This is a genomic window from Bradyrhizobium sp. AZCC 1721, from assembly GCF_036924715.1.
In the GTDB taxonomy this organism is placed as follows: Bacteria; Pseudomonadota; Alphaproteobacteria; order Rhizobiales; family Xanthobacteraceae; genus Bradyrhizobium.
The window spans coordinates 6388003-6407572 of sequence record NZ_JAZHSB010000001.1 but is presented as its reverse complement, the minus strand read 5'-3'; the positions used below and the strand labels follow the sequence as shown (position 1 = coordinate 6407572).

Annotated in this window: 22 protein-coding genes; 17 read left to right on the top strand and 5 right to left on the bottom strand. The window is 62.4% G+C overall.

Annotated features, from left to right (window positions below; translation table 11 throughout):
• Positions 1 to 9 precede the first annotated feature (9 nt).
• From V1273_RS30595 to V1273_RS30580, 4 genes are all read left to right on the top strand, one after another.
• The gene (locus V1273_RS30595) at positions 10 to 312 is read left to right on the top strand and encodes a hypothetical protein (RefSeq protein ID WP_334411805.1); all 303 of its coding nucleotides are present in this window, start codon (positions 10 to 12) and stop codon (positions 310 to 312) included.
• Positions 313 to 598: 286 nt separating this feature from the next.
• Positions 599 to 1012 (top strand): DoxX family protein, encoded by a 414-nt coding sequence (locus tag V1273_RS30590; RefSeq protein WP_334365093.1) that lies wholly within the window; start codon positions 599 to 601, stop codon positions 1010 to 1012.
• A gap of 32 nt (positions 1013 to 1044) precedes the next feature.
• On the top strand, positions 1045 to 1581 hold the full coding sequence (locus V1273_RS30585; RefSeq protein ID WP_334411804.1) for an SRPBCC family protein: 537 nt from the start codon (positions 1045 to 1047) through the stop codon (positions 1579 to 1581).
• Between the two features lie 161 nt (positions 1582 to 1742).
• Entirely contained in the window at positions 1743 to 2156 is a 414-nt protein-coding gene (locus tag V1273_RS30580) for a VOC family protein (RefSeq protein WP_334411803.1), read from the top strand.
• Positions 2157 to 2271: 115 nt separating this feature from the next.
• Here V1273_RS30580 and V1273_RS30575 read toward each other — a convergent pair whose 3' ends face one another.
• Positions 2272 to 2709 (bottom strand): hypothetical protein, encoded by a 438-nt coding sequence (locus V1273_RS30575; protein WP_442893678.1) that lies wholly within the window; start codon positions 2707 to 2709, stop codon positions 2272 to 2274.
• 269 nt (positions 2710 to 2978) lie between these two features.
• Here V1273_RS30575 and V1273_RS30570 point away from each other — a divergent pair, with 269 nt between their 5' ends.
• On the top strand, positions 2979 to 3203 hold the full coding sequence (locus tag V1273_RS30570; protein ID WP_334365090.1) for a hypothetical protein: 225 nt from the start codon (positions 2979 to 2981) through the stop codon (positions 3201 to 3203).
• A gap of 32 nt (positions 3204 to 3235) precedes the next feature.
• On the opposite strand, the gene V1273_RS30565 is transcribed toward V1273_RS30570, so the two are convergent.
• The 3 genes from V1273_RS30565 to V1273_RS30555 all read right to left on the bottom strand — a co-directional run bounded on the left by V1273_RS30565 (position 3236) and on the right by V1273_RS30555 (position 6580).
• Positions 3236 to 4024 (bottom strand): SDR family NAD(P)-dependent oxidoreductase, encoded by a 789-nt coding sequence (locus tag V1273_RS30565; RefSeq protein ID WP_334411802.1) that lies wholly within the window; start codon positions 4022 to 4024, stop codon positions 3236 to 3238.
• Positions 4025 to 4188: 164 nt separating this feature from the next.
• Positions 4189 to 5874 (bottom strand): methyl-accepting chemotaxis protein, encoded by a 1686-nt coding sequence (locus V1273_RS30560; RefSeq protein WP_334411801.1) that lies wholly within the window; start codon positions 5872 to 5874, stop codon positions 4189 to 4191.
• Positions 5875 to 6082: 208 nt separating this feature from the next.
• The gene (locus V1273_RS30555; RefSeq protein WP_334365087.1) at positions 6083 to 6580 is read right to left on the bottom strand and encodes a winged helix-turn-helix transcriptional regulator; all 498 of its coding nucleotides are present in this window, start codon (positions 6578 to 6580) and stop codon (positions 6083 to 6085) included.
• 115 nt (positions 6581 to 6695) lie between these two features.
• Here V1273_RS30555 and V1273_RS30550 point away from each other — a divergent pair, with 115 nt between their 5' ends.
• The 12 genes from V1273_RS30550 (at position 6696) to V1273_RS30495 (ending at position 18484) form a co-directional block, all read left to right on the top strand.
• Positions 6696 to 7241: a dihydrofolate reductase family protein gene (locus tag V1273_RS30550; RefSeq protein WP_334365086.1), complete on the top strand. Its 546-nt coding sequence runs from the start codon at positions 6696 to 6698 to the stop codon at positions 7239 to 7241.
• A 54-nt stretch (positions 7242 to 7295) separates the two neighbouring features.
• Positions 7296 to 7949, top strand: coding sequence for a glutathione S-transferase family protein (locus V1273_RS30545; protein WP_334365085.1), 654 nt, complete (start codon positions 7296 to 7298; stop codon positions 7947 to 7949).
• Between the two features lie 11 nt (positions 7950 to 7960).
• Complete coding sequence (locus V1273_RS30540; RefSeq protein ID WP_334380149.1) at positions 7961 to 8329, top strand: nuclear transport factor 2 family protein; 369 nt, start codon at positions 7961 to 7963, stop codon at positions 8327 to 8329.
• 94 nt (positions 8330 to 8423) lie between these two features.
• Complete coding sequence (locus V1273_RS30535; RefSeq protein WP_334380150.1) at positions 8424 to 9632, top strand: serine hydrolase domain-containing protein; 1209 nt, start codon at positions 8424 to 8426, stop codon at positions 9630 to 9632.
• A gap of 133 nt (positions 9633 to 9765) precedes the next feature.
• Complete coding sequence (locus tag V1273_RS30530) at positions 9766 to 10182, top strand: YciI family protein (protein WP_334365082.1); 417 nt, start codon at positions 9766 to 9768, stop codon at positions 10180 to 10182.
• Between the two features lie 153 nt (positions 10183 to 10335).
• Positions 10336 to 10761 carry a YciI family protein gene (locus tag V1273_RS30525; protein WP_334365081.1) on the top strand — a complete coding sequence of 142 codons (426 nt, stop codon included), beginning with the start codon at positions 10336 to 10338 and terminating at the stop codon, positions 10759 to 10761.
• Between the two features lie 80 nt (positions 10762 to 10841).
• Positions 10842 to 11207, top strand: coding sequence for a hypothetical protein (locus V1273_RS30520; RefSeq protein WP_334380151.1), 366 nt, complete (start codon positions 10842 to 10844; stop codon positions 11205 to 11207).
• A gap of 120 nt (positions 11208 to 11327) precedes the next feature.
• A complete protein-coding gene (locus V1273_RS30515; RefSeq protein WP_334365079.1) occupies positions 11328 to 12053 on the top strand; it encodes a TetR/AcrR family transcriptional regulator in 726 nt (241 codons plus the stop codon).
• Between the two features lie 108 nt (positions 12054 to 12161).
• Complete coding sequence (locus V1273_RS30510; protein ID WP_334365078.1) at positions 12162 to 12647, top strand: DUF2852 domain-containing protein; 486 nt, start codon at positions 12162 to 12164, stop codon at positions 12645 to 12647.
• Positions 12648 to 13284: 637 nt separating this feature from the next.
• Complete coding sequence (locus tag V1273_RS30505) at positions 13285 to 14940, top strand: efflux RND transporter periplasmic adaptor subunit (protein ID WP_334365077.1); 1656 nt, start codon at positions 13285 to 13287, stop codon at positions 14938 to 14940.
• 14 nt (positions 14941 to 14954) lie between these two features.
• Positions 14955 to 18083 (top strand): efflux RND transporter permease subunit, encoded by a 3129-nt coding sequence (locus V1273_RS30500; RefSeq protein WP_334411800.1) that lies wholly within the window; start codon positions 14955 to 14957, stop codon positions 18081 to 18083.
• Positions 18084 to 18109: 26 nt separating this feature from the next.
• Positions 18110 to 18484, top strand: coding sequence for a hypothetical protein (locus V1273_RS30495; protein ID WP_334365074.1), 375 nt, complete (start codon positions 18110 to 18112; stop codon positions 18482 to 18484).
• 110 nt (positions 18485 to 18594) lie between these two features.
• Here the strand turns inward: V1273_RS30495 and V1273_RS30490 are convergent, their stop codons facing one another.
• Complete coding sequence (locus tag V1273_RS30490) at positions 18595 to 19488, bottom strand: ferritin-like domain-containing protein (protein WP_334365073.1); 894 nt, start codon at positions 19486 to 19488, stop codon at positions 18595 to 18597.
• Between the last annotated feature and the right edge of the window lie 82 nt (positions 19489 to 19570).

Sequence of the window (19570 nt, the reverse complement as noted above, 5' to 3'; positions counted from 1 at the left end):
CCGATCGACATGATGATGTTTATCCTGGCGTTGACGATTCCGGCAGCTATTGCTGCCTGGGGCTCCTATCATTTCTCGCTGCGAGATCCACGTTCTACGTCGTTGATCAAGATTGGCTTCGCCGGCGTTCTTATCGGTGTGTTTGGTGTAGTCTTCGCCATTCTTGCATGGAGCCCCGAGATTCTGGGCAAAGGGTTCTTCACAATGCTGTTGGGCTACTTGTTTTGGCCGATGATCTTGCTCGGCGCACCGCTTTGCATTGGCTCAATACTTGGCACCGCAATAGGAATGTACCGAAGCCGGGAACGCTAGCTGTCCGAGATCAGAGTCCGTATTTCTGTCTGGAAGTTTCGTCTGCGTGCTTCTTCCTTCTCCCCTTGTGGGAGAAGGTGGCGCGAAGCGCCGGATGAGGGGTTCTCTCCGCGGAAACAGACCCCTCATCCGTCTCGCTGTCGCTGCGCGCCAGCGAGCCACCTTCTCCCGCAAGGGGAGAAGGGAAGAAGCGGGCCGCCGCAAAAAATTTCGCTCACCCTGTCGGTTTCCGCTCCCCCTGTTCGTCTTGAATCCGAGCAGCCATTGAAGACAACGGGGACCGATCATGACCGTCATCGCCGAGACCGCGCCTGTCTCAAACCCGGCCCGCTGGACGGGCCGCATTCTCTCCGGCCTCGTCATCCTGTTCCTTCTGATCGACGGCGCCATCAAGCTGGTGCCGTGGCCGGTCGTTACCGAAACCATGGACCGAATGGGTTACGGTTCGAGCGACGCGCTGATGCGCGGCCTCGGCGCCATCACCATCGTCTGCACCGTGCTCTACGCTATTCCGCCGACCTCGATCCTAGGGGCGATCCTGCTCACCGGCTATCTCGGCGGCGCGATCGCTTCGCATGTACGGATCGATAGCCCCCTGCTTACGCACACGCTGTTCGGGCTCTATCTCGGCCTGATGCTGTGGGGCGGGCTGTGGCTGCGCGACAAGAACCTGCGCAGCTTGATCCCCCTTCGCCGCTGATTAGCTTCAACCGATTGTTCACGGAGCTCGACATGCTGGAAGTCATTACCGTTATCGCCGCCATATTGGCGATTGCCGTCGCCATCGTGCTCATTCTCGCCGCGACCAAGCCGAATACGTTACGGGTACAGCGCGCGATCAGCATCAAGGCGCCGGCGGAAAGGATATTTCCGCTGATCTCCGACTTTCAGCAGTGGCGGAACTGGTCGCCCTACGAGGAGAAGGACCCGGCGATGAAGCGCACCTATAGCGGTGCGGAGCGCGGCAAGGGTGCCGTCTATGCCTGGGACGGCGACAAGAATGTCGGTTCCGGCCGCATGGAAATTCTCGAAACCCTGGCGCCGTCGAAAATCGTCATCAAGCTCGATTTCTTCAAGCCGTTCGAAGGTCACAACACCGCCGAGTTCACAATGCTGCCGCAGGGCGATGGCACCCATGTCACATGGCTGATGCATGGTCCGGCGAACTTCATGTCCAGGCTGATCCAGGTGTTCATGAACCTGGATCGCATGATCGGCAGGGATTTCGAAGCCGGTCTCGCCAATCTGAAAACGCTCACCGAGAAATGAGTGTTGCCGTGCTCGTGTCCCGGACGCGGCGCACCGCGACGTGGTGCGCTGCAGCGCCGGGACCCAATTGATGGACCCCGGAACAGCATCGCTAACGCGCTGCACCGCGTCCGGGGAGCGCCACCGACATCAGGACTGGTCGACAACCCAAGGAGGCCCACATGCAGGTCAATCCCTATCTGTTCTACAACGGTAATTGCGAGGAAGCGCTGAACTATTATCAGAAGGTATTGGGCGCCCAGATAGAAGCGAAGATGCCGTATGGCGAGGGGCCCGCCGACATGCCGGTCCCAGCGGACTGGAAAACCAAGATCATGCATGCCCGCATCACCATCGACGGCGAAGTGCTGATGGCCTCCGACGCGACGCCCGGCGATTACCATCAGCCGCAGGGCATGTCGGTTGCGCTGCAGGTCGAAGATCCCGCCGACGCCGAACGCCGCTTCAATGCGCTCGCCGCGGGCGGCACGATCAGGATGCCGTTCGGCAAGACCTTCTTCTCCAACGGCTTCGGCATGTGCGTCGACAAGTTCGGCATTCCCTGGATGGTGAACTGCCCCAAGGAAGATATGTAGATTCGTTGGCGCCGTAGGGTGGGCAAAGCGTCAGGGTGCCCACCATTCGCGCCACAAGGAAGATGGTGGGCACGGCGCGAAGTGCGCCTTAGCCCACCCTACACAGGGACGAATCCTATCTGCACCTTGGATAGATCGCCGCCAGGTCACGCCCGCGCAGCAGCAACATCCGCGACGTCAGTCCACCGTGCCGGCTGATCCAATCCCGCACCTGGTCGGGATAGGCTGCCTGCACCGCGCGCGAGGCTTCCGGCTCGGCATAGATCCGGCCGCGGCCGTCGATCGAGCGCGCGGCGTGGAATCCAAGCACCGCGCGGCGGGTCACGCAGATGCGCTCGGCCGGCACCGTCATCAGCACCAGCGTGCAGGCGGACAGGCATGGCCCGTCGATCACCACCCGCTCCCCGGTCTCGCGCACGCGATCGAACAGTTCGAGAAACGGCCCGACCTGTCCGCCGGGACTGGCGAGAATGCGAATCTCGGCCCGCACCGGCATGATTGCCGCCAACAGCGCGGCGGCGACAACGATGAGCTTGATGACCGCCATTCCCATGTGCAGCTCCTCCGTCAGCACTGCCCCCGGCCCAGTTACGCTGGGACATGTGGCAAGGTTTGGTCAAGCGTCCGCGTCGGAGACCCCCGGGCCCGGTAAGGTTGCCATCCCCGGCGTGGCAGGTGAGTGCGGCGCGCGCCAGCAGGATCCATGGTAGCAAGGCGGCGGTGTCCACCGTAGCTTCACGAGCCACGCGGAACCGAGCTTACGGTCGCCGAGAAGCGCAGCGCTGCTTATCGAAATTGCCGCGCAGCCCAGCGGAACGAACTGTGCAGCCCTTCGTTGTGGACCGCATGGATCATTTTTTTCTCAGCATTATCTGTGCGGGCATTTTATTGCTCGTGACGGCGTTCGCACTGGGAACGCCGAGTATGCGAGCGGATGTTCCACTGGAAAGGACGGTGTTGCTGCATCGCGGCGCGCTGAACAATGATCTGCCGCCTCGATCCAGCAATGATGGGCCGCCAGCCAAGGTCATTCGTACTGGGCTCTGATCCGCACTCCAAGCAACACAGCCACTGAGGAACTACCCGTTCCGCCGCTGACCGCGCAGCGTCGGCAGACCGATGCCGGCAGCATCAAAACCGCCATCGACGGCGAGGATCTGCCCGGTGATGTAGCTTGCGCGATCGCTACACAGGAAGAAGATCGCTTCCGCCAGTTCCTCTTCGAGGCCATAGCGGTTGAGCGGAATGGCGTCGTGATAGTCGGCGCGGATTTCCGGCGTGTGGACCTGCTTTGCCATCGCGGTCTCGACCGGGCCGGGCGCTACGGCGTTGACGCGAATGCCGAGTGAAGCGAGTTCCACGGCTAGCTGCTTTGTCAGATGCGCGAGCCCCGCCTTGCTGGTGCCGTAGGCCGAGCGCAGCGTGGAGGCGCGCACTGCCGAGATCGACGTGACGTTGACGATCGCGCCGCCGCCATGTTCGCGCATCAAGGACGTCGCCGCCTTGGTGCACAGGAATGGGCCGGTGAGGTTGACCTGCAGGATGCGGTTCCAGTCGTCATCCGAGGTGTCGAGCAGCGGCGCGAACACCGCGATCCCGGCATTGTTGACCAGCGCGTCGAGCCGGCCGAAACGCTCGCTCACCGCCGCCACGGCGTTCGCCACCGCCTTGCCGTCGGAGACGTCGCAATGCAGCGCCAGCGTATTGTCGGGGTCGGCGAGGCCTTCGACCGCGCCGCGCAGCAATTCGCCTTCGATGTCGAGCAGCGCTACCTGCCAGCCCTCGGCGAGAAAGCGTTTCGCCGTCGCAAGCCCGATGCCGCGCGCGGCGCCGGTGACGAGAGCAACTTTTTGCGGGGAGGGGGGCATGGGCGGGTCCGTTTGCGAGAGAGAAGATTTCCCGCTCCTATAACCCAGCCCCCGTCGCATGTCCCGGCGACAGTGATGCAGACTTCAGCGCTGCCGGCCGAGCCCCGGCATAGCAAATCAGGTACGGGCGGCTGTCCCGTACCTGACGCATTCGATGATGGCATCTAGCCGCCCGCGCGCTGCGCGATCGCCTTCGCTTCCGCGGCGGCGCGCTGCATGTTGGCCGACATCTCGCCGGTCACCGTGCTCTGCTCCTCGACTGCGGCGGCGGTGGCGGTGACATATTCGCTGACGCCCTGGATCGCACTCTTGATGCTGTCGAGCGCGCCGACGACGTCGCCGGAGATGCCGTTGAGATTGCTGATCTCCTGGCCGATCTTGTCGGTCGCCTGCTTGGCCTGGGTGGCGAGGTTCTTGACCTCGGAAGCCACCACGGCAAAGCCGCGTCCGGCCTCGCCGGCGCGCGCCGATTCGATCGTCGCATTGAGCGCCAAGAGGTTGATCTGGCCGGTGATGTTGCCGATCAGCTCCACGATGCCGCTCATCGCTTGCGCCGCTTCGTTCAGCCGCTGCGCCTGGGCGTCGGCCGCCTCGACCCGCCCGACCGCGGTCGCCGCCGTCTCGCGCGACTTGGTCATGGCTTCGGAGATTTCCCGGACCGAGGCGTTCAGTTCCTCGGCGCCTGCCGCCACCGATTCCATCATGCCGCGCACGCGCTCGTTGCCCATCCGGACCAGCGCCTGCGCGGTGGTGTCGGTGGCGTATTTCACCACCTTGAACGGCTTGCCGTTGAGGTCGAGGATCGGATTGTAGGACGCCTGGATCCAGACCTCCTTGCCGTGCTTGCCGATCCGCTTGTATTCGGCCGCCTGATATTCCCCGCGGTTGAGCGCCGCCCAGAATTCACGATAGGCCGCGCTGTCGCGCTCCGACTGTTCGACGAACATGCTGTGGTGCCGGCCGCGGATCTCGTCCAGCGCGTAACCGACTGTCCGGAGGAAGTTCTGGTTGGCGCCGATGATGGTACCGTCCATCTTGAACTCGATCACGGCCTGCGCCTTGCCGATGGCGGCAATCTGGCCGGCGAGATCGGCGGTCGAAAGTTTCTGGCTGGTGATATCGGTGGCGAATTTCACCACCCGGAACGGCTTGCCCTTCTCATCGAGCACAGGGTTGTAGGAGGCGAGAATCCAGACTTCCTTCCCGCCCTTGCCGATCCGCTTGTACTCGGCCTGTTGGCTTTCGCCGCGGTTGAGGCCCGCCCAGAACTGCCGGTAGGCGGCGCTGTCGCGCTCCGACGGACCGACGAACATGCTGTGATGCTTGCCCTGGATTTCGGCGAGCGCGTAGCCCATCGCTTTCAGGAAGTTGTCATTGGCGGTGATGACGGTGCCGTCCATCTCGAACGCAATGACCGCCTGCGTACGGTTGATCGCGGCGACCTGGCTGGCATCCTCCATGCTCTTGATCTTGCGGGCAGTGATGTCGGTCGCGAATTTCACGATCTTGCAGGGTTTGCCGCTGCCGTCGAGCACGGGGTTGTAGGTCGCCTGGATCCAGACTTCCTTACCGCCCTTGCCGATCCGCCTGTATTCGGCGGCCTGGTATTCGCCGCGCTTGAGCGCTGTCCAGAAGTCGCGGTACGCCGCGCTGTCACGCTGCGACGGATCGACGAACATGCTGTGATGCTTGCCCTTGATTTCGCCGAGCGAGTAGCCGAGGGTTTTGAGGAAATTGTTGTTGGCGGTGAGAATCGTGCCGTCCATGGCGAACTCGATAACGGCCTGCGAGCGGCCGAGAGCGTCGGCAAGCGCTTTGTCTGTCGAGGAGCTCTTGAGAAATTGAAACACCGTAGGCCTCATTGCATGGGTAAAATGACGAGGCTGCTGGTTAATGCCGCCGAGCCCCCTTGTCCGAGCCACGTTTGATCAAATGAAAAAAGAATGCGTTAACGATATTCTCCGTAAGATGACGGATAGCATCGCGACGTAATGCTGATCTTAAGGATGTCCCCGCGCGCGACGCCCGCCGGACGAGCATGCAGCCGCGGATTCGGGGCTATCTTCCGTTCACGACGCTTTCATACGCTGCCTGCAGTCGCTCACCGACCGAAGGACCGCTACGCCTGCGCCGTTTGGCGCCGAGATGGCTCTCGCGCAACTCGTCCATGAATTCGGCCCACATTTTCGGTCCGCCCTCGCTGAGCAGCCGTGCGCGGATGCCGAGTTCCTCGGTGACGGGTAGATATTTGTAACCCCAGGCCGCCATCTGCGCGAGAACGGGCAAGAGCTCGATGCCTTGCTCCGTCAGCGAATAGATTCCCTTCTGCTTGTGCGTGGGATCGTCCTCGCGGGTGATGATGCCCTGCTCAAGCAGGGTCTTCAGCCGGTCGGCGAGGATGTTGGAGGAGATGCCTTCCTCCGATTTGGTCAGAAGCTCGCGAAAATGCCGCCGGTTGCCGAACATCATGTCGCGGATGATCAAAAGGCTCCATTTGTCGCCGAGCACTTCCAGCGAAAGATTGATCGGGCAGCCGGAGCGCTGGGCATCGGTCATGGTCGTCTCCAAAGGCGGGCACCAAGGCACCCTCAAAAAACTGCTTGCAATATTGCACCAGTTCGGTCATCATGCAACCAGTTGCAATTCGCAATCAGTTTAGGGAGAGATCGCAATGGCGAACTTGATCATGTGGAACCTGATGACGCTGGACGGCTTCGTTGAAGGCCCGAACCGCGACATTTCCTGGCATTCCGACGTCTGGGGCGAGGAGCTGGAGCAATTGTCGATCGAGCAGATGACCGCCGCCGGCGGATTGCTGTTCGGCCGCGTCACCTATGAGCTGATGGCGGGCCACTGGCCGAGCGCGACAGGCAAGGTTGCCGACTTCATGAATGCCGCGCCGAAATATGTCTTCTCGCGCACGGTGAAGAAATCCGATTGGAACAACACCCAGGTGTTCAGCGCCGATGTGCCGGAGACCGTCGCACGGCTGAAGCGCGACAGCGCCAAGGACATTTTTCTGTTCGGCAGCGCCGATCTCGCCAGCAGCCTGATCCCGCATGGGCTGATCGACGAGTTCCGTATCGCGGTAAGCCCTGTCATCCTCGGCGGCGGAACGCCGCTGTTCAAGCCGGGCGAAAAGGTCAAGCTGAAGCTGCTCGACAGCCGGCCGTTGTCGACCGGCATCGTGATCCTGCGCTACGTGCCGGCGCCATAAATGTCGGCATCACCAGACGCGGATCGTCTTGCAAACGGCAAACCGGAGTTTTCCATGTCGCTGACGCTGCACTTCCACCCGCTGGCCTCGTTCTGCTGGAAGGCGCTGATCGCGCTCTACGAGAACGACATTCCGTTCCGGCCGAATCTCGTCGATCTCGGCAATCCGGCCGAGCGCGCCGCGCTGCTGAAGCTGTGGGGGATCGGCAAGTTCCCGGTGCTGCGCGACGATGCACGGGATCAGACCGTGCCGGAATCCAGCATCATCGTCGAATATCTCGATTCATACTATCGCGGCCGCGCCCGGCTTATTCCCGACGATCCCGTCCGCGCCTTGCAGACCCGGCTGCGCGACCGCTTCTACGATCTCTATGTGCATCTGCCGATGCAGAAGATCGTGACGGACCGGCTGCGGCCCGAGGGCAAGCGGGACCCGTACGGCGTCGAGGAGGCGCGGGCGCAGTTGCACATTTCCTATGCCATGATCGAGCAGCAGATGGAGAACGGCGGCTGGGCGATGGGCCAGGATTTCAGCCTCGCCGATTGCGCGGCAGTGCCGTCATTGTTCTACGGCAACATGGCGGTGCCGTTCGGCGAAGCGCAGAAAAACCTCAGCGCCTATCTCGAACGGCTGAAAGTGCGCCCCTCCGTCGCGCGTGTGTTGAAGGAGGCCGAGCCGTATTTCCAGATGGTGCCCAAAGAGCCCTAAAGGAGCGCTGAATGGCCGAAGCAAACAAGGCGGAGACGATCCGCAAGATCTTCGCAGCTTATCTGTCCAACGATCGCCAATTCGTCGAGAATGCCTTCAGCGAGGATTTCCGCTTCACCAGTCCGTTCGATGACAACGTCGATAAGGCGACCTATTTCGCGCGCTGCTGGCAGAACAGCGACTGGATCGAACGGCACGAGCTGGAGCGGATTCTCGTCGACGGCGATCAAGCCTTTGTGACCTACCGCTGCACGGCCAAGGGCGGAAAGAGCTTCCGCAATACCGAATTCTTCGTGTTCGACGGCGACAAGGTAAAGCGCATCGATGTCTATTTCGGCGCGGCCTACCAGGATGGCAAGTTCGTCAGGCAGCAGTCATAGAAATCACGCGGCGCGTCATCTGCCATGTCGGCAAGAAGCAGGCCGGATCGTCGTGGCGGAGAGGCCGGTTGCAATTCCGAGAGGAGCATAAGCCATGCCGACAAATTCAAATGCCGGTGGACTGTCGAGATCGCGGCTCGGCCGTTTGCATGAGGTCCTCTCGGGGCATGTCGAGCACGGCGGTGTTCCCGGCCTGGTGGCGCTGGTCAGCCGCCGCGGCGAAATTCATGTCGATGCCATGGGAAGCATGGCGATCGGCGGCACGCCGATGCAGCGCGACAGCATCTTTCGCATCGCTTCCATGACAAAGCCGGTGACGGCGGCGGCCGCGATGATCCTGGTCGAGGAATGCAAATTGCGGCTCGATGACCCGGTCGATGCCTTTCTGCCGGAATTGGCCGACCGCAAGGTGCTGCGTGCGATCGACGCAGCCATCGACGATACGATGCCGGCGAAGCGCGCCATCACGCTGCGCGATCTCCTGACCTTCCGGCTCGGCCTTGGCATGATCCCGATATTTCCCGATCGCTATCCGATCCAGAAGGCGATTGCGGAAGCGGGCTTTGCGCCTGGGCCGGTGTTTCCCTCGTTTCCACCGGACGAATTGATGCGCCGCTACGGCACGCTGCCGCTGATCTATCAGCCCGGCGAGCGCTGGCTCTACAACAGCGGCAGCGAAATCCTCTCCGTGCTGATCGCGCGCGTCGCGGGCATGAGCCTTGCAAATTTCCTGGGCGATCGCATCTTCGCGCCGCTCGGCATGAAAGACACCGGCTTCCACGTGCCCGAGGAAAAGCGCGCCCGGCTCACGACCGCCTATGCGCGCGATCAAGCGAGCGGCGAATTGAAAGTGTTCGATGATCCTGCCACCGGCAAATATGCAAGCCCGCCGGTGTTCGAGAATGGCGCCGCCGGATTGGTGTCGACTGCCGACGATTTCAACGCGTTTGCCCAGATGCTGCTGAATGGTGGCCGGCTCGGCAGCGAACGCATTCTGTCGCGTCCGTCGGTTGAACTGATGACGAGCGATCAACTCACCTCCGAGCAAAAGCAGGGTTCCGAACTCTTTTTCGGCGACAACAGCGGCTGGGGTTTTGGCGTCTCGGTCTTCACCCGGCGTGACGATCTCGCTCATACGCCCGGCCGTTTCGGCTGGTACGGCGGCTACGGCACGTCCTGGTATTCCGACCCCAGCGAAGGCCTCACCGGGATCGTCCTGACCCAGCGAATGCTGGAATCGCCGCAGCCGCCGCGGGTAATGACCGACTTCTGGACCTCGGCCTATCAGGCGATCGACGATTGACCGGCCGGCTGGTCAAATTACTTCCGAAATAATTTTGCAGGACATGTCGGCGGCGTAAAAGGCCCGCTCGTCTTGTTGACGAAGGCCGACGCGGCAAGTGGCTGGCCCAAGAAGATCAATACGGAGAATGACGATGCGATTCATGGTGATTGTGAAGGCAAACAAGGATTCGGAAGCAGGCGTGATGCCGACTACGGAACAACTGGCGGCGATGGGCAAATTCAACGAGGAGTTGGTCCAGGCGGGCATGATGGAAGCGGGCGAGGGCCTGCATCCGACCTCGAATGGTGCGCGGATCAGGTATGCAGGCGGGCAGGGCAGTGCCAGCCGCGGTCCGTTCCCGCACTCGGGTGATCTCGTCGCCGGCTTCTGGCTGATCAACGCCAAATCGCTCGATGAAGCGATCGGCTGGATGAAGCGCGCGCCGTTCGGCGATGGAGACGAGGTCGAGATCCGCCAGGTGTTTTCGACCGAGGATTTCGGCGAAGCCCTCACGCCTGAACTTCGCGAGCAGGAAGAGCGGCTGCGGGCGCAGACTGCGAAGAAATAATTCTCCCGTCATTCCGGGCGATGCGAACCATCGAACTATGGTGCGCCATTGCGCACCTGAGAATCCAAGGATTCCCCGATCTGCAATTGCACATCTGAGGTCTGGTCCTTCGGACCATCCCGGAATGACCACACCCGAACAAGGACACCCACCATGCGATTCATGATGCTGATGATCCCCTTGGGCTATGAGACCGCGCCGCCGGACGTTCAGCTCGACCCTGAACGGGTCAAGGCGATGATGAAATACAACGAGGCGCTGAAGGAGGCCGGCGTGCTGATCGCGCTCGACGGGTTGCATCCGCCCTCGATGGGTGCGCGGGTCTCCTTCGCCACCGGCAAGCCCGTCGTTACCGACGGCCCGTTCACGGAGGCCAAGGAAGTGCTCGGCGGCTACTGGATGATCAACGTGAAGTCGCGCGAGGAGGCGATCGAGTGGGCGAAGAAGTGCCCGGCGTCCGAAAACGAGATCATCGAAATCCGCCAGGTGCAGGAAATCGGTGATTTCTCGGAGGAAGTGCAGCAGGCCGCCAAAGGCTTCGAGGAGCTGCAGAAGGGAAATGCGCACAAGGCGCGGTGAACCTGGAGTAACTGGGCTCCGCGCGCCGTCAAGTCGACAGGCCTATCGCAATCCGTCAACCGCAAGGGAGGAGAAACCTCATGAGCACCAACGATACGTTCCTCGCCGTCTTCCTCGGCAGCAAGACCAGTGCGAAAATGGCGGCCTGGAATGCGCTGCCGGAGGCTGAGCGGCGCGCCAGGGAGCAGCAGGGAATAGCGGCATGGAAGGCCTGGGTCGAAAAGCACCAGGCGGCGCTCGTCGCCATGGGCGGCCCGCTCGGCAAGACCAAGAAGGTCGATTCAAACGGTATTGCCGACGTCGCCAACGAGATGGGCGCCTTCACGGTGGTGCGCGCCGGCTCGCATGAGGACGCCGCAAAGATGTTCGAGAACCACCCGCACTTTACGATCTTTCCCGGCGAGCGCGTGGAGATCATGCCGGTCCTTCCGATCCCGGGCGGTTAGACCGGGGCGGCTGGAATCGTCGGAATTTGCGCCGCCCGTACGCCGTTAATCTTGATGAACACCAGTTAACGGCCTCAAATTAAGTGACCTTTACGGCCACCTCATGTAAAAGCCTTTAACATGAGCTGGCAAAAGGACCGCCGCGGCGAGCGTGGCTACCATCACGGCAATCTGAAAGAGGCATTGCTGCAGGCGGCGCTCGACCTGATTACGCAAAAGGGCCCGGCCGGCTTCACCTTTGCGGACGCCGCACGCATGGCCGGCGTCAGTCCGGCCGCGCCCTACCGCCATTTTCGCGACCGCGACGAATTGCTGTCCTCGATCGCGCAGCGCGGCTTCGAGCAGTTTGAGGCGCTGCTGACGCAGGCCTGGGACGACGGCCGCCCCGACACGGTCACGGCGTTCGAGCGGGTCGGCAAGGCCTATCTCGCCTTCGCGCGCAACGAGCCGGCGTTCTATTCGGCGATGTTCGAATCCGGGATTCCAGTCGATTCCAACCCGACATTGATGGCTGCGAGCGAGCGCGCATTCGCCATTATCCGCGCTGCCGCCGAGCGGCTGGCGGCGATGACGCCGCCCGGAACGCCGCGGCCGCCGGCGATGATGATGGCGCTGCATATCTGGTCGATGTCGCACGGCATAGCCTCGCTGTTCGGCCGCGGCGACGCCGCGCGCCGCAAATTGCCGATGTCGCCGGAAGAACTGTTGGAAGCGGAAGTGCTGATTTATCTGCGCGGCCTCGGCTTCCCGACCGACCGCCGGCCGTCAGACCAGAAACCGTCCGGCCCGCCGCCGGTGCCGCCGGAAGGTGGCGCGCCCTCAGGCCCTTGGGGAACCCGCAAATAATTTTTCGAAGGTGCGTCCAGCCGCGCGCTTGACAAAAACGCGGGATGGTTTAGGTATGTAAATGTTATTTACATTCACAACGGCGTGATCGCCGTCATGGAGAGGGAAATGGCCTACACCGCAGATGTCAATCGATGGCGCGGTCCGACGGAACAGACCTATCGACCGCATATGCTTGAGAGCCCCTGGCACCCCGGCTGGATCGTGGTGACTATCCTCGGCTTCATCATCTGGTGGCCGATCGGGCTTGCCCTTCTCTTTTTCACACTAGGGAGCAGAAAAATGGGTTGCTGGAGCCACGGAGACCGCTGGCAGAACAAGATGGAGCGGATGCAGTACAAGATGGACCGGATGCGCGACCGCATGGAGCGCCGCGGCTTTGGCGGCTTCGGCTTCGGCCCGCCGTCCAGCGGCAACCGCGCCTTCGACGAGTACCGCATGGAAACCCTGCGCCGGCTCGAGGAAGAGCAAGTCGAATTCAAGAATTTCCTCGAGCGTCTGCGCCACGCCAAGGACAAGGAAGAGTTCGACGCCTTCATGGCGCAGCACAAGCAGCGCCCGACCCCGCCGAACGACCAGCCGCAGCAGGGCTGAGCTCGAAATGCGCATTCAGCCGCGGGCGTGATGCCCCCATGACGCCTGACGGCGGATACAACCGCCCATCTGCGAGAAGCAGGTGGGCGGTTTGTTTTGCATGGACGGCAACCTTGAAACGCTGTAACTGCGGCGGCGTTCGTCCTATAATCGGCAAATGATGTTCCTTGGAATGATGCAGCGAATGCTCGGAATGGCGGTCGTCTTGGCCGTGCTTTCGTTCGTTCCGTCTGCAGCCAAGGCCCATTCTGGTCATCAACATCATGCCGCGCATCACGCGAGTGTTGCATCCATTGCGACGGCAAGCACCCATCACCAGGCCACTCTCTCCGCCGCGGCGGAGGCGAAGCTGGACCAGGATGGAGATCAAGCGTCCCCGGAAAGACCCTGCATGGGCGGGTGCTGCTCCTCGGCCTTCGGCTCGTGTTGCCCTTCGGGACTTCCCAGTGCATCGCTGTTCATTCCTTATCTGCAGAAAATCTCGCGCTTAGGTTTTCCGCCGTCGCAGGCGGGGGTACGCCGCACCCCGGAATCTTTCGAGCGTCCTCCCAGAACGTCCCTCTGAGTGCTGAATCCGCGTGAGCGCGCCCGCGTGTGGCGCTTCTCGCGGCACGAATCTCGAGTGAGGACGACTGCCATGTTTCGAAAGTTTCGGCGCATCTCGCGCGCCATCGCCTTTGCCGTTGTTGCGACCTGCGCCACGCCAACGGCTGCACCGGCCCATGAAGGCCATGACCACGCCGATGAGCCGCCGGCGAGCGTCAGTGCGGCGCCGCGCGGCGAAGCCGCCTCCGCAGAATTTGAGCTGGTTGCGGTCGCTCGCGGCGACGCCATCGATATCTATGTGGACCGTTTCGCGACCAATGAGCCGGTCACCGGCGCCAGCCTGGTCGTTGAGACGCCTGCCGGGCCTGCCACGCCGAGCGAGCAGCCGGATGGCGCCTATCGGCTGGCGGCGCCCTGGCTCGCCAAGGGCGGCCGAACCGATCTTGTCGTTTCGATCTCGGCCAGGGACCTGACCGACATCCTGCCGGTAAGCATCGAAACGCCACCGCAGACATCTGCATCGCGGGTTGCGCAGGCCGGATCGTCAGCCGACCTGCGCACGGCTCTGCATGTCGGTGGCGGATTTGTTGCGGGTCTTCTTGTCGCGGCGGTTGCCCTGCGCCGCCGCCGCGCGGCCATTGTCGCCCTGGCTTGCATGGCACTCGCCGGCAGCGTGCAGCAAGGCCGGGCGCATGAAGGCCACGGTCACGAGGAGGAAAAGGGGCAGGTCGCGATCAGGGCAAATTCGGAGGAACGTGCCCAACGTCTTTCGGATGGCACGGTGTTCGTTCCGAAGTCCGTCCAGCGCATCTTTGCCCTGCGCTCGCTGGTGACGGAGAAGGCGCGTCATCCCAAGGTCGCCGAGCTTCCCGGTCGTATCATTCCGGACCCCGCCGCCAGCGGTTACGTGCAGTCTTCCGTCGGTGGTCGGCTGTCGGCGTCGACGGGCGGCTTTCCCCGGCTTGGCACCCGCGTGAAGCAGGGGGATATTCTGGGCTACGTCACGCCGCCTTTGCAAGCCATCGATCTGTCCGACATGCGCCAGCGGCAGGGTGAACTGGATCAGCAAATCTCGATCGTCGAGCGGCGCGTGGCGCGCTACGAGCAGCTCGCGGCGGGCGGTGCCGTGTCCCGAACACAGCTCGAAGAGGCCCGCCTTGAACTCGAAGGGTTGCGCGACCGCCGCGCCTCGATCGAGAAGGCCCGTCGCGAACCCGAAGCGCTCGTCGCTCCGGTGGCCGGCGTGATCGCGGAAGGCACTGCGGTCGCCGGACAGATCGTGCAGCCGAGTTCGATCGTCTTCAACATCGTCGATCCGTCGCGCCTGTGGGTCGAAGCATTGAGCTTTGAGACCATCGAAGGCGCAACGAGCGCGCGCGCCACGACCTATTCGGGCCGGAGCCTCGACCTTGAATATCGCGGCGCCGGCTTTGCCGACCGCAGCCAGTCGGTACCGGTGCATTTTTCCATCGTCGGCGATACCGCCGGCTTGAGGGCGGGGCAGTTCCTGACCGTTCTTGTCCCGACGCGGGAAGAGAAAGAAGGAATCGCGGTCCCGCGTACCAGCCTTGTCCGCGGCTCGAACGGCCAGGACTTCGTCTATGAGCATGTCGGGCCCGAGCGGTTCGCGCCGAGGAGCGTGCGCGCGGAGCCGCTCGACGGCGAGAACGTGCTGATCATGTCGGGCGTTGCCGCCGGCAAGCGAATCGTCTCGCAAGGAGCCGAGCTCCTTGAACACGTACGCTGAAGGGAGGCGTCTTGATGTTTTCGCTTCTCGTCAGCGCCTCGCTCCGCAACCGGCTTTTCGTGCTCGCCTTGGCCGGCCTGCTCGTGGTTCTCGGCGCCCACACCGCCCGACAACTCCCCGTGGACGTATTTCCTGATCTTAACCGCCCGACGGTCACGATCATGACGGAGTCCGAAGGCTATGCGCCGCCCGAGGTCGAGCAGCTCATCACATTTCCGATCGAAACCCAGATGAACGGCGTTCCCGGCGTCAGCCGCGTTCGTTCGGTTTCGGGAATCGGGCTTTCGATCGTCTACGTCGAGTTCGACTGGGGAACGGATATCTACCGCAACCGGCAGCTCGTGGCCGAGCGTCTGGCACGGGTTCAAAGTCAGCTTCCCCTCAATGTCACCTCGCAGATCGCCCCGATCAGCTCGATCATGGGGCAGATCCTTCTCGTGGCCGTGACCTCGAATACGGCATCGCCCATGGAAGTGCGCGAGGTCGCCGACTTCACGATCCGTCCGCGCCTGCTCGCCATCCCCGGCGTCGCACAGGTGATCCCGATCGGCGGGGAAGTCAGGCAATACCGGATTGCGCCGCAGCCTTCGGCGTTGCGAGCGCTTTCGGTGAGCTATGAACAGCTTGAGCTTGCGCTCGCCCAGTTCGGAACCAATACCGGCGGCGGCTTCACCGACCAGAACACCCGCGAGTACCTGATCCGGAATATCGGACGGACGACAAGCCTGGAGGATCTGCGAAGCATCGTCGTGGCCACCATCGACGGCAGGCCGGTCTACATGCGTCAGGTCGCGGATGTCGACTTCGCGCCCAAGATAAAGCGCGGCGATGCCGGGTATATGAGCAAGCCCGCCGTCATTGTCTCGGTCGAAAAGCAACCCGGCATCGATACCGTGCGGTTGACGGGTCAGATCGAGCAGGCGCTTTCCGAACTCGCGCCGTCGCTTCCGTTCGGCATCAAGGCCGACGAGGTCGTCTTTCGCCAGGCGGACTTCATCGAGAATTCGCTCGGTAATGTCGGCCGGGTTCTGATTGAGGCGGCCATCGTCGTTTCGGTGATCCTGTTCGCATTCCTTCTCAATTGGCGCACCACGGCCATCTCGCTCACGGCCATCCCCGTATCGATCCTGACCACGGCGATCGTTTTCAAGCTTCTTGGTCTGTCGATCAATACGATGACGCTCGGCGGACTTGCGATTGCCATCGGCGAGCTTGTCGACGACGCGGTGGTCGATGTCGAAAATATCTTTCGGCGGCTGCGGGAAAACAGGGAGCAGGGCAATTCGCGGAGCGTGTTCGACGTCGTCGTTGCCGCCTCCAGCGAAGTCCGTTCCGGCATCGTTTATGCGACGACGATCATCGTGCTGGTGTTCGTGCCGTTGTTCGCGCTCTCCGGCGTCGAAGGGCGGCTGTTCGCCCCGCTCGGCCAAGCCTACATCATTTCCATTCTCGCAAGCCTTGTGGTGTCGATCACGCTCACGCCGGTCATGGCCTATTACCTGCTGCCGGGTGCCAAACGCATGGCGGAGGGCGAAGGCTGGCTGGTGCGACAGCTCAAGCGCATCAACCGCGCCGCACTTGATGCGGCCTTCGTCCGCGGGAAGCTTCTGCTGGCGCTGACCTTGATCGCGGTGGTGGCGGCGGGATGGGGCGCGTTCCAGCTCAAGCGCGCCTTTCTGCCGGCATTCAACGAAGGCACGTTCACCATCAACCTCGCCTTCAATCCCGGCGTTTCGCTGGCAGAATCCAACCGCGTCGGCGCAATCGCCGAACGGCTGCTGCTGGACGTCCCGGAGGTGATCAGCGTGGGCCGGAGGACTGGCCGCGCTGAGCTGGACGAGCATGCGGAAGGCGTGCATTCCTCCGACCTTGAGGTCGCGTTGAAGCATTCGGATCGTGCGAAGGCGGACATCGTTGCCGACATACGTTCGCGCCTCGCTGTCCTGCCGCTATCCGCCAACGTCGGACAGCCGATCTCGCACCGGCTCGATCACCTGCTCTCCGGTGTCCGGGCAGAGATCGCCTTGAAACTGTTCGGCGAGGATCTCGACACCCTGCGCGGTACCGCCGAGGAAATCCGGAGCCGGATCGCCGGTCTGCCCGGTATCAAGGACCTCCAGGTCGAAAAGCAGGTGCGAATTCCGCAGCTTGAAATCCGCGTCAACTATACCCGCGCCGCGCTTTACGGGGTTCAGCCGGGCGCGGTTGTCGAGCAATTGTCGCGGCTGTCAAGCGGCCGCGTGATATCGCGCGTCGTCGACGGCTATCGCCGCTTCGACGTTGTCATGCGCCTGCCGGACCGTCTGCGAACCACGGAAAAGCTCGGCGATCTCCTGATCAAGACGCCGACCGGATGGATACCGGCGCGGCAGATCGCCGATATCACGGAGACCGACGGACCCAATCAGATTTTGCGGGAAAACGGACGGCGGCGCATCGTCATCCTCGCAAATTCCGACGCCAAGGCCGACATGGCCAAGCTGGTCGAGGGAATTCGCGGCGAGCTGCAAGCGGCGAAACTGCCATCGGGCGTGACCGCAAGCCTCGAAGGAACCTTCCAGGCGCAGGAAGAAGCGAGCCGGACCATCGGCATTCTAGCGCTCATCTCGCTCTCTCTGATCTTCTCGATCCTGTACAGCCGCTATCGGTCCGCGGTGCTGGCGCTGATCATCATGGGCGGCATTCCGCTCGCCTTGATCGGATCGGTTGCCGCGTTGGCCATCACGGATCAGCCGCTCTCGGTTGCGAGCCTGGTCGGCTTTGTCACGCTCACCGGCATCGCCGCGCGCAACGGCATCCTCAAGATCAGCCACTATATCAATCTGGCGCTGCACGACGGCATGGCGTTCGGGAAGGAGCTGGTCGTCCGGGGAAGCCTCGAACGGATGACACCGGTCCTGATGACGGCGCTGTCGGCGGGGGTGGCGCTGGTGCCGCTCCTGATCGGCGCCGATGAATCGGGCAAGGAGATTCTCCATCCCGTTGCGGTGACGATCTTCGGGGGCCTCGTCAGCGCGACACTGCTCGATACCGTCGTGACGCCGGTGCTGTTCCTGTGGTTCGGGAAAAAGCCGCTTGCGCGTTTGTTGCAGCGGCAGGCCGACGACACGGGCAAACGAACCGCTCCGGCTCACTCCTACTGACGCAACGCGGAAAAGGAAGAATTCACATGAGACACACAAGCGTTGTCGTTCGTTTTGCGCTTCTGATTGCCTTGATGGCCTCGCCAGCCGCGGCTCACTCATCGAAGGGGCCGCATGGCGGGCGCCTTGCTGAAGCAAAACCTTATCACGCCGAACTCGTGACCAAGGGCGATAGTATTGAAATCTTCATCAGCGACGCCGACGAAAAGCCGATGAATGCCGCCGGCTTCAAAGGCGTCGCCATCTTTCAGGTTGGCGGCAGGGCGGAAAGGATCGAACTACGGCCGGGCGAGTCGGGCGCGCTTGCAGGAAAGGCCGGTTCGCCACTTCAGCAAACCGTCAAGGGCGCGGTTCAGCTCACCGGGCCGGACGGAAAAACGACGAACGCGCGTTTCGACTAATCTCGTTTGCCGGTCATGGCTGGGCTTGCTTGCCCGGCCATGACGAACGGCAGGTGCTGACGCCTGGTTTTCCGTAGTTGCGACCCGTTGCTTTGCCAACCTGCGAACCGTCAGGTGCTCCTGAGCTCTCCGTTCATTCCATTGGGATAGAACCCGCCCTTGCTGACGCCGGCCTTGTCGGTCAGATAGACGATACGCAGCACCTCCTGCGGCGTGCGATGGAAGGCGATCGCGTCGGGGTTCGAAGGCACGAAGTTGGCTTTGCCGTCGACCCTGATCCCCTCGTCTTCTTTTTCGGGTGTCCCGTCAATCTTATCCCGTGCATCCGAGATTGCGTTGGCGGCGTCCCATGCCTTCTCGCCCATCATGTAGAGCTGGGAGCGCGCCATTCCCATGTGGTAGGCCTCAACAGCAAGTATCCCCGCCGCAGCCTCCACGAATTCCTTTTTCTTGAGCAGGGGAGCCGCGCCCGTATAGGCAGTCACGCCGACGTCCTCGAACAGCATGCCGCCGAGCAGGACCGACATGTCATCGGCAAAGGGATCGAAATCGGCAGGCAATCCGGCTGCCTGAGCAGCAGCCTTGAAGCCGGCGTCGAAGTCGATCGCTGGTCTTGAAATGGCGCTTCGACCAAGCGTCTTGCGATAGAAGCGAACGTGGGCCAGTTCGTTCTCCGCCGTCTCTTCAATGAACTCGCGGATCGCTTTCTCTTTGAATTGGGCCTCGTGGCCGCCCACCACCCTGCCGGCATCCATACCGGCATCGGTATCGCTGATGCCCTTGCCGGTCGTTGCACGCAGATAGAACTCGGCTTCCATATATTCGAGGTTCAGCGCGAAGGTGAAAATGTCCTCGTCGTCGATCGCTGCTCCCTTCTTGCCGATCCCAACGCCCGTGGTCTCGCGCTTCTGCTGGGCATAGGCAGGTGGAATAAGCAGTCCTGCGAGTCCTGCGACGGATAGGCCGGCGATCGATTGCCGGCGGGAAATGCGCAATGCATCCATGGCGTAGCCTCCTCCGTTCTGGATCGAGGGGCCGCGCCACTCGCTGTTCAGCGCTATTGAGGGCGCTCATGGCGCGACCTCG